A 10,221-nucleotide genomic window follows, 5' to 3' on the forward strand; every position below is an offset into this window, starting at 1 on the left:
CCCACCTGTGGGACGGGCAGAACATCGTGGCGGAGATCGGCGCGACGGGAAATGTCGTGGCGAGGTATCTGCGCGGCGCAAACCTGATCGTCCGCGAGCAGGACGGCGCGGCGCAGTACTATCTGTTCAACGCCCACGGGGACGTGACCGAGCGGACCGACAACCTGGGAACGGTGCTGAAGCGCTACAAGTACGACGCCTTTGGCAACGAAGAGAATCCGGAGCCGCTGGATGTGAACCCCTTCCGCTACTGCGGGGAATACTTTGACCGCGAGACGGGCGATTACTACCTGCGTGCGAGATGCTACGACCCGAGGACCGGAAGGTTTACCGCCGAAGATTCAGCCAGGGCGGGCTTCAACTGGTACGCTTACGGAAACGGAAACCCGGTTGCCTATATGGATTTAACGGGCAATGCCGCATCGCCGGTGGAACTGCAGGCGCTGGGTCAGCAGTATGTGGAAGAGCAGTTCAACAAGTTAATGCAGTCGGTGCACAACAAAATTGATTCCGCGCAATATGCAGTACGAAATGCGGTGGATCAGGTCATTCAAGGCGGTGTAAACTTTACGGCCAATGTTGAACAAACGAGATTCCAGGGGCTGGATCGGGTCGCGAGCCTGTTGACGCCGGACAAAATGGTTACGAATTATCTTTACAACAAACAATTGACCTATGATCCGTTGATCACGGATCAGGGGTCCGGGTCGGCGGCAGTGACGCGGATGGGTTACCGTGAGGGAAGCTACAACGGATGCGGATGGGTAGCCACCTATAACGCGTTTCAGCTTTTGGACGACCCGAAGGAGCCGGCAAACATTATTTTGCATTATGAGTCGACGGGAGGAACGGTGGCCAGAGGTGAGATGGGAGTCTATCCGCAGGCGGTGGAGTCTTACTTCGAGGATGCCGGCTATGATGTTACCAACGCTTATTTCCCCAAAAATCTGGATGAAGCAATGGGGGACGCTACGGTGGGCATATTGATGTATAAGTATTCAGGCTCGATGCAGATGCATTATGTGGCCATTGGCCGCGAAGATGGACAGCTCCAGGCTTATAACGACTCGGCGGATGATCCGTTCAAATCTATCGACGCTTGGCTTAAAAAGCACCGGAGAACAGCGATGTCCTTCATGACAATCAGAAAGAGGGAGAGGAAATGAAAAAACGGTTAGGTACATTAATTTTGGTCACGCTGATGATAACCAGTCTGCTGCCCGCTTGCGGTATCAGTACCAGAGGGACGTTGCCATACGGGGTATGGCAAAACAAAACGCTTGGACTTACGCTTAACATCACGGAACCGATAGCAATCAAGATTACACAACCGCCGATAGAAGCCATTGATCCTACAAAACCGATAGAATATGAGCGCAAGGTTTATACAGGGTTTTATGTTATTGACGGAATGGAGACGGATATCCTCATCCTTTTTTCCAATCACGCAAAAGAATTTTATATTTATAATGCCGCTGAGTATCCTGCAGTCTACGACAAGGCATACTTTTTCGGGTCGTATCGATTTGATGATAAACAACTTCGTTACAAAGTCATAGGTTGGTGGGAAGAACAAACCGGCATACCGGAAATTATCTTTACAAAGATCGAGGACTATGAGGGCGGGGAATAACCCGTAAGGATATGGCCGGACCACAAGGTCCGGCCATATCTGCAGGAGCGGCGCGGCCGCGGCGGGCGTCACCCACCTGTGGGACGGGCAGAGCATCGTGGCGGAAATCGGCGCGACTGGAAATGTCGTAGCGAGGTATCTGCGCGGCGCAAACCTGATCGCCCGCGAGCAGGACGGTGCGGCGCAGTTCTATCTGTTCAACGCCCACGGGGACGTGGTGCAGCGGACGGACGCGCTGGGCAACCTGCTGAAGAACTACCGGTACGACGCCTTTGGCAACGAAGAGCATCCGGAGCCGCTGGATGTGAACCCCTTCCGCTACTGCGGGGAATACTTCGACCGCGAGACGGGCGATTACTACCTGCGCGCGAGATGCTACGACCCGAGAACCGGAAGGTTCGGCGCGGAGGATTCCGCGAGGGACGGCCTCAACTGGTACACCTACTGCAACGGGAACCCGGTCACATTTGTTGATTTTACTGGAAACAAGCCCATCCCTGGGTCTATTATAACTACAGATGACTGGGTCTTTTACGGTAAAAATGGCAAAACTTTTAATCCGCAACCTGGGTTTGATGAGAATAATATTCGCTATGAAATAGGAGTCGAACATTCCGCGGATTGGACAGGATTGTATCAGTATCAAATAGACACAAACATTGTAGATCGTACCGCACGTATCATTTTCCATGAAAATGCGCATGCACCAGAGGCCATGGACAAGTCTGCTTGGGTTTTGGTGAACCGGGTCATGAGAAATAGAGAGGGGTTGGCAAATTATGTAACGGGTTCAACGACCTATGAAGGCGTTGCAAAAAATACAGGCTTAATCGACGTAATTAATATAAACCCTGATATAGGTGGTCGGCAATTTGAAGTTTACGTTGAAACTATTCCTGAAGCAGCAACAGATCCTAAAGGATGGGCCGCTGAAAATGGTCTGTCAGAAAATTGGAGTCACGCGGAAGAGCTCTCAAAGATGATCGTATCACTCCTAGGAGATCCAAATTTGAGCGCGGACGCAGTTTATGACACACTAACCAAATGGATTGGAAATCCATGGGAAGGTACAGAATATGAGCAGTATTCTAGAGAGTTTGACAGGTGGTATGCAGACTCCAAAGGTCCATATTTTGGATCGTTTTCAAATAGCAAGCGAAAAGATCGCTACTAACCTAACTGGGGTGGTTACACCTTAGTATTTGTTACAGGGCCTCTAGTGGATTAGAGGCCCTGTAACCTTTGTAAAATATGATTATCTTACAGATATGGAGGAAGCAAATGAAAAAGTTTATAATGCTGTTGTTGCTAGTATGTATACTGACAGCTTGTTCTGACGGCGCTTTACGAAAACCTTCTAGTGCTTCTTCAGATATATGTGTTGATGACAAATCAAGTTATGAAGCATCGAATGAGGAAACAGGGATGTCTGCGGTAACTGGTTCCTCACAAAGTGACGGCAATTTAGTCAGTGGAGAAGATAGCACAAGTGAGCAAACCACATTTCCAAAAATGGATACACCGCCCTACACAATTGTATCCCATACCTATCTGTATCCTGTCGCAAGCAGAGGGAATATTGGATTCATTAACATTCGTGGAGAGTGGGTCATCCCACCTCAATATAATACCGTGTTTGATTTTTTATCTGGTATAGCAAGAGTAAGGGATTTTGACGGGCAAGAGTGGTTAATTAACGGTTTTAATGACAAACTGCTGAGGATTCCAGAAGACGTTGTTTTCTTATCCTATCAGGAGGGAATGATTCTCGCAAAAGACGCGAATTCTGATAGCCGAAGATTTATGAATTGGCAGGGGGAATGGATCTCGAATTCTTTTGACGATCTATCCCAGTTTTCCGAGGGCTTAGCTTTCGCAAAAGCAAGCAATGGCTTCTACGGATATTTGAATAAGGAGTTTCGGTGGTCAATACACCCGCAGTTTGAAAAAGTAAGTGATTTTTCAAGCGGACTAGCCTGTGTAGTTAAAGACAGTAAGTATGGATATATTACGCCGACCGGCAAGTGGGTCATTTCCCCACAATTTGATGATGCCAGTGCCTTTGCATGTGGACTTGCCCGTGTTATGAAAGACGGGAAATATGGATATATTGACCTGACGGGAGACTGGGTAACCCCTCCGAAATTCGATTCGGCAAGTGATTTCTGTTTGGGCTATGCCTCTGTAGAGGTTGATAAAAAATGGGGCGTAATCAACCAAAAGGGCGAGATGATCATCGAACCCACTTTTGGGCCAATTGTTTTATCTGAAGACGGAGTAGCAAACGGTGTACTCAGCGCGCAGGAATATTATGTAAAGCCCCAAGGTGTGGGTACCGAATATTCTGTTGGTTTGATCGATTTAAAGGGCAATTGGATTATGAAACCCATGCCAGCATATTCGGATATCGTATTTAGGGATGGCGTAGGTCTTGTATATGTTAGAATGAAGGCAATATGTATGGGACTTGACTATCAAGGCAACACCATTATCGAACCAAAATACAATCTGACTTATAGGGGTAGTGGCATCCTTGAGTATTATTGGGATAGCCAATATGATGGCTGGGAGGAAGAGTTTCCTGGGACTGAATTTCATAGTATGCAGGAGATGCCGTTTGAACGGGGATATATGGATACTAAAGGAAACATCATTCATTCAACTAAAAATGATGGGGTTTAAGCTTCAATAAGCGACAAGTGATTGGTATTCTCGTACCGTTGAAAAGTGGAGATTAGATTTAGAGGCTCGGAGCTTTTTTGCTCCGGGCCTCATTCTGTGGCAGATCAAGCGACTAAACCTTTGCCCATCGGAAGTTCGATACGGAAAAATTCCCACCGCTATAGGAGAGATCGGCATAAATGTAGTGTTTCGCTGTATCAAGGGGAAATCCGTTATATGTAGCGGCGCCTTGGAACCTCACAACCAGCTACAAAAGGTTTCTCTGCTTCAGCAACGGCGGGATTGTGGTGATCTATGTTTGCCGATGGGGCGAGTGGGGTTGAAAATTTGTAGGAAATAAATTATTCAGGTTAATTTTTGAGCAGTCCTGTTCTTGGTATCATATGCAGGCAAGAGTATCACATCCCTCGCTGCAGAGAGCGGATATGTTCGTGCCAAGCAAATTAAAAGGGAGTATCTGTATGGAATGTTTGCAGTATGCAGCGCAAAAGTACAAAGAGATTACCGGAAAGCCTAGTCCTTCTTCCGGGTGGACCCCTGGTGAATTCTGGGACAACGCAAGCGATAGGCAGACAGGTATCCGCGTTCCCTCGATTGCCATTTGGACTAACGGGCCGAATGCCCAGACCGGACACGCTTTGTGCATCGCCAGTTACGAAGTCGACAGCAAGACCTACGAGATTTACGAGGCGAACTGGGACTTCAAGGGAAACACCCGCCATATCTACCGGGAGAATGTCAAGGGTATGTACCCGTCGTTAACCTGGAAAGGAACCGTCTACAACTGATATCTCATTTAAAAGGGGACAGGGCAATTGCTCTGCCCCCCTTTTTTTGTATTTACTCCAATTGCTCTTCCTTTTCCCTTTCATAAGAGAGATACCGGAATCCTCCATCCTCCTTAAGCTGGATTGTAACACGACTTTTCCACTGCCTACGAGCCTCGCTGGCGTCAATTCGCGCTGTAAAATTAATCCGCAGCAAGCTGCCGTCCTGCTCGGCATCATCAAAAAAGAGCTGTATGACTGAGCCTATTCCCCCTGTCCAGTAGGCGTCTTGTTCCGAATCATAGTATGTTGACCTGCGGATCTGGTCTGCCGGTACATCCAGATACTTTTGCACGGTGGATTCTAAAAATTCGCTCGGAATCATCGGGTTCCCAAATTCGCCGTCTTTCGGGTAAACCTCCTCGTCAATTGTTACTTCTCCAATCAAAGAGAGCGAAAAAAAGAAAATTACTAAAGCATCCGGTTCGAGTTCTAGGGGGCTATCCCATGACTCCCTGCCTATCGAATAGCTAAACGGGTATATATACTTCTCATACTCGTTCCATTCCGAGGCAGTTTCTCCCGACGAGTTCTCTGACATGCTGTTGCATTCCGCGCTCCTAGGACCTGCTGTTTGGGAACTTACCGACGAACGATTTAAAACCGCATCCTTGGGTGAACTACATGCCACAAGCGAAACAGCCAGTACCGTACACGTTAAGATCCGAATCTTTTTTATAAGCATTACGATCCCTCCTGTCAATGTAATATCAAAACAAATTCATATTAGCAGGCCAGTGCACAGGGTTCACGTATTTTGTAATGAACAATGTCTGAGAGTTTAACAAGATTATCCGTGAAGATGGAACATGAACGAACATGAAATCAAAACTTAGCGCGATGTTCCCAGGAACAATGGTAAGCTTCCTTTTCCATCATAAGAATTGAACGCCCGAACATTTCCGCTGCGCCAGCCCTCTCGCGGCGTTTACCTGTACTTGGCGATCGCCCACCAGTCTCCCTGGCGGGGCGCGTGTGCAACCACGTAATTCTCTGTAATGCAGCACAAGATCACCGGTTCGTTCCCGAGATTGACCAAAATCGGAGCCGTACGGTCTGTCGGGTCCGTCGAACTGCATCGATAGGCCTCCAAATGCTCCGTCTCATGGTCTAAGCGCATGTCGTACTGCTGATAAACAAAGGTCTGAAAGTCGTATGTAAGGTAAGCGGCATTTCCCGAGGCGGTCGGGAACTCGCTCCAAACATTTGTACATGCGTCCAGATATGCTGTTTTGGAGGCCTTGATATAACGATCCGTATAAGGAAATGACGGCACAAAAGGCGGCAGTGTTTGTAGCCAGTTTTCCATTTCACCTGTTTCCGGATAATAGAGAACTGTTCCATACCAGTCGCCCGAATCGCAGATCCCGGCGGCAATTTTGGTACACTTACAAAGAAACCTCGGTTTTCCATACATCAGTTTGGTTTCACCCGTCATCTTCTCGACTTCCATAAAGGTGATTTCTGCATTGGATAAGACCTTTCTTGCATGGAGTCCGTCTCTGTCGGCCAGCCATATCCCGTCGGACTGGGTATAGACCAGCTGGTCGCCGGCCACGTCGTAAGCTCCACCGTCAAACGGGTCCTGAGAAACCGTGGGGACAATTCCGGCCGGCAGTTCATAGCGTAATTCCTTTTGCGCATCGGCACTGCTTTTATAGAGCATACCGTCGTCATAAACGCACCGAAAATCGAAGCCCGCTACATCGGCCGCTTTCTCCATGCGACGCAGCCTGCCGCTGAATACAGGCGGCAATTCATACGAACTCACACATTCGCCCGTCTCTGTATCAAATAGTTCCATCACATTCTTTTCTGCTTCGGCCCCTTCCGGCAGGAGACGCTTGCACAGCAAAATGGTGTTGGGGAATTCCAGAGCATCCACGAAAATGGCAGAAGAGGAATTGGGCTCCGTAGAAGTCAAACGGATATAATCTCCAGACAAATCGATTTCGGGAGGTCTGTCATCTGTGCTGCTCGTCTCGGCAAGCAGTTGCGGGGCTCCAGGAGCCGTGTCATTTCCCCCTCCTTCGCAGTCATTTTGAGAGATCGAGTCCCCTGATCCGGGCGAGCTTATACCGGCCAAGGCACCCGGAGAATCGCATGCCCCAAGAAACGCAATCATCAACGTGCCGGTAAAGATGCAAATCAACTTCTGAACCATCACGATCCCCCTATTCGAAAGCTTATCATATGTTCTCTCATTATTTTACTACTGTCCTCTGCTCACCTCAAGGGCACAAAGAGGTTTTTGTTTTTTCCCCTTCTACGCCTACTCCTGGGACGGGTACCAGAAGGTCAACCGCTATGACCTCATAAATTGCATCTACCAGCGCAGGGTGCAAAAAAATACGGCTCCCGCGGGTGAAGCGGGAACCAAAGTTTCTATTTCGGAAGCAGAGTTGAAGCCGCGGCGGTGATGAAATTCCCTGTACCCGACGGCTGGCTTAGAAGTGGAAGCAACCTCTACCGGCCGGATGGGTTGCGCTGCGGCAAGACCTACGGAAGCGGCGCGGACGCGACGGGCGTCACCCACCTGTGGGACGGGCAGAACATCGTGGCGGAAGTCGGCGCGGTATCTGTGCGGCGCGAACCTGATCGCCCGCGAGCAGGACGGTGCGCTCCAGTACTACCTCCACAACGCCCACGGGGACGTGGCGCAGCGGACGGACGCGCTGGGCAACCTGCTGAAGAACTACCGGTACGACGCCTTTGGCAACGAAGAGCATCCGGAGCCGCTGGATGTGAACCCCCAATGGAGATGTTGACCGAGATTTACGAAGGGAATCGTTCGTATTTTAATGGTGTTGGCGGCACCTTTGAAGGTTCGCAGTTCCAACAGGACCTTCAATATCACAGTATCAAAGACCCTAACAAGCGTGGAATGAGACTGATGGAGGATGAACTGGGGATGTCAACTTGGGACGTCTTGAAAGCGAAATCAAAGAACAAATATGTTGGTGCCCAGTATTTAAGAAGAAGCCAGTATCAGGGAAGGATTGACCGGCTATGGAAAGATTTATATAACAAAAAACACAAATGACATAAATAAGGGAGCCCCTGTATAGCAGGGGCTCCCTTATTAGGCAAGGGCCCATAGAGTGAAAACAACTATGGCAATAAAAATTATCATTATATAATGGGGGGTTATGTCAGAATCTATTTCAGAAATAATTTCATCATAGTATTCCTGCCAATAATAGACTTTGATGGTGGAGCCCAACTCGGGGTTTTGAGCAGTACCACAGGATAGTTTATCCTCTACGACCTTTCCATTTACAAGAAATTGGACAATTGGATAAGGAAAGAATGAACCTTTAAAACCCACTACTGTGGCGTCATAGCACCCGCCATATTTAATAATTCTCCGATATTTTCTCCAATCCATAATAAAAATAAATATGCTAATTATAGAGCAGAAAATTTTAATTGAAACCATTGCTAGCCTTGGAAACCCCATTTGCGTCACTCCCAGCTGCCAGTAGCGGCGTTCCTTTTTTATTCTACAATTACTGGAAAACAAAGTCAATGTTTGCTGTAAGGAAGACAAAGGGATATAATGGATTTAATCAGATGGTATCCCTCTACGCGGACGGCGAGCGGACGACCTACGCCTACCGGCCGGACGGGCTGCGAAAGCATATGCGGTGTCTATATTAAAAATCAGGGAGACGCAAAGGCCCTTGCCATCCCTCTAGGATTATCCGCCAAAGAACTGCCTGAACATCATAGAGGTATAAATTCGACTGGAAGCTACTATGGTCATTATCATGCTCCGTTCATGGGCAAAGCTCACGGCATGCACATTTGGTTTGGTTATCCAATAAAATAGGAGGTGTTATCATTGCAGCAGCCGCTTACATTTAAAAGTTTGATTCTTGCGATGTATAAAATGCACATTCATCACCAGTATCTATTTCATAAAGAAACAAAAGAATGGGTGCATCTGCATTCGGAAGAACAATAAAGAGCGCTGCTTGAGACAGGGGATTACTTTGAACCGCCTACCATCAGTTCCAATACGCTTCGCAAGGCGTTTATCTATTATTACGCTGATCGGATTCGACTGCCCCAGTACGGCTATTCTCCCGAATATATCAAGCATTTTCACGATTATTTATCCACCCACTTCCAAACAAAGATCGGACCCTATAATATCCAAGGTCCGTCAGATGAAATTATTAACAAATATGTAAGCATGCTCCGCGAGTTTGATGAAATGCATACCTTAGACCGTGAATACTTTGAGGAAATGGCCACTACGGCAGTCGTTGCCCTGTGGTGCGAAGCGACCGGCGTTCCTTGTCGCTTAGACGATGTATCTAAGCCTGAGGATATAACGCCAATATCTGAATTGTACAAATGAGCTTTTGAGAATCAAACCCAGCTCAGATCAATCTGAAAAATAAGAAAGCGGTAGGGGCCTGTCAAGCCCCTACCGCTTTCTTAATGAATCGATACTTTATATGAGTCCTTCCTCTGACATGATCAAAGCTCCCAACACGGCTCTTTTGCCGGTACGTTTCCGGCCTTTTCGCCGGCAATAACAAAAGCTCTTCCGTCACCCATATCCGCCATCTTTGCAGATCCTCGAACACAGATAAGCGCAACATTAGCCTGTTTTTCAGAATTTCCATGGCGTGCAAGTTCAATGCGTGGATGGATTTTTACTGAACACATTCATTGCATAATCACTAAATTTTTATTTTTTCTAAGATTTTCTTGAATTTGAGACCCCAATGTGACCGCTCGGGTATAGACCTATAATATATAGAGGTGTTGCTTGGAAATGGGCGAGCTTCCAATAGAAAGGGGCCTCCCCGCTTCTGTATGGAGAGGAGATGTTGTGATGCGTAACAAAAAGCGGTTTTTCTCAGGCTTTCTGGCCGCGCTGATGCTCTTATCCGTCGGACTTCCGGTGTTGGCGGAAGAACTCCCCGAGACGGAGAGCGAGTCGGTTTGCACCTGTTCCGCGCGCTGCGATGCGGACGCGGCGGATGAGGACTGTCCCGTCTGCCGGGAGAACCCGGCGGACTGCATGGGCGTACCCACGGATAGGGACGGCGATGACGCGGATAA

General features: G+C 48.1%; 12 protein-coding genes. 9 read left to right on the forward strand and 3 right to left on the reverse strand.

What is annotated here, in order from left to right; translation table 11 throughout:
* The 5 genes from NE609_RS15820 to NE609_RS15840 all read left to right on the forward strand — a co-directional run.
* The coding region (locus tag NE609_RS15820; RefSeq protein WP_256153072.1) for an RHS repeat-associated core domain-containing protein at positions 1–1,166 on the forward strand (1,166 nt) is incomplete at its 5' end.
* The gene (locus NE609_RS15825; RefSeq protein WP_256153073.1) at positions 1,163–1,633 is read left to right on the forward strand and encodes a hypothetical protein; all 471 of its coding nucleotides are present in this window, start codon (positions 1,163–1,165) and stop codon (positions 1,631–1,633) included. The genes NE609_RS15820 and NE609_RS15825, both read left to right, overlap by 4 nt.
* 97 nt (positions 1,634–1,730) lie before the next feature.
* The gene (locus tag NE609_RS15830; protein WP_256153074.1) at positions 1,731–2,807 is read left to right on the forward strand and encodes an RHS repeat-associated core domain-containing protein; all 1,077 of its coding nucleotides are present in this window, start codon (positions 1,731–1,733) and stop codon (positions 2,805–2,807) included.
* A gap of 107 nt (positions 2,808–2,914) precedes the next feature.
* Complete coding sequence (locus NE609_RS15835; RefSeq protein WP_256153075.1) at positions 2,915–4,315, forward strand: WG repeat-containing protein; 1,401 nt, start codon at positions 2,915–2,917, stop codon at positions 4,313–4,315.
* A gap of 638 nt (positions 4,316–4,953) precedes the next feature.
* On the forward strand, positions 4,954–5,103 hold the full coding sequence (locus NE609_RS15840; RefSeq protein ID WP_256153076.1) for a hypothetical protein: 150 nt from the start codon (positions 4,954–4,956) through the stop codon (positions 5,101–5,103).
* Between the two features lie 52 nt (positions 5,104–5,155).
* Here the strand turns inward: NE609_RS15840 and NE609_RS15845 are convergent, their stop codons facing one another.
* Complete coding sequence (locus NE609_RS15845) at positions 5,156–5,683, reverse strand: DUF6070 family protein (RefSeq protein ID WP_256153077.1); 528 nt, start codon at positions 5,681–5,683, stop codon at positions 5,156–5,158.
* A gap of 387 nt (positions 5,684–6,070) precedes the next feature.
* On the reverse strand, positions 6,071–7,306 hold the full coding sequence (locus NE609_RS15850; RefSeq protein ID WP_256153078.1) for a hypothetical protein: 1,236 nt from the start codon (positions 7,304–7,306) through the stop codon (positions 6,071–6,073).
* A gap of 289 nt (positions 7,307–7,595) precedes the next feature.
* Here NE609_RS15850 and NE609_RS15855 point away from each other — a divergent pair, with 289 nt between their 5' ends.
* A complete protein-coding gene (locus NE609_RS15855; RefSeq protein ID WP_256153079.1) occupies positions 7,596–7,910 on the forward strand; it encodes a hypothetical protein in 315 nt (104 codons plus the stop codon).
* On the forward strand, positions 7,898–8,185 hold the full coding sequence (locus tag NE609_RS15860; protein WP_256153080.1) for a hypothetical protein: 288 nt from the start codon (positions 7,898–7,900) through the stop codon (positions 8,183–8,185). The genes NE609_RS15855 and NE609_RS15860 overlap by 13 nt, the downstream gene beginning before the upstream one ends.
* A 39-nt stretch (positions 8,186–8,224) precedes the next feature.
* On the opposite strand, the gene NE609_RS15865 is transcribed toward NE609_RS15860, so the two are convergent.
* Positions 8,225–8,602, reverse strand: coding sequence for a hypothetical protein (locus NE609_RS15865; protein ID WP_256153081.1), 378 nt, complete (start codon positions 8,600–8,602; stop codon positions 8,225–8,227).
* Between the two features lie 68 nt (positions 8,603–8,670).
* Between NE609_RS15865 and NE609_RS15870 the strand changes: the two genes are divergently transcribed.
* Positions 8,671–8,802 carry a hypothetical protein gene (locus NE609_RS15870; protein ID WP_256153082.1) on the forward strand — a complete coding sequence of 44 codons (132 nt, stop codon included), beginning with the start codon at positions 8,671–8,673 and terminating at the stop codon, positions 8,800–8,802.
* 1,189 nt (positions 8,803–9,991) lie between these two features.
* The coding region (locus NE609_RS15875; protein ID WP_256153083.1) for a CD1107 family mobile element protein at positions 9,992–10,221 on the forward strand (230 nt) is incomplete at its 3' end.

Source organism: Anaerotruncus sp. DFI.9.16 (assembly GCF_024461615.1).
GTDB classification, from domain to species: Bacteria; Bacillota; Clostridia; order Oscillospirales; family Ruminococcaceae; genus Anaerotruncus; species Anaerotruncus massiliensis.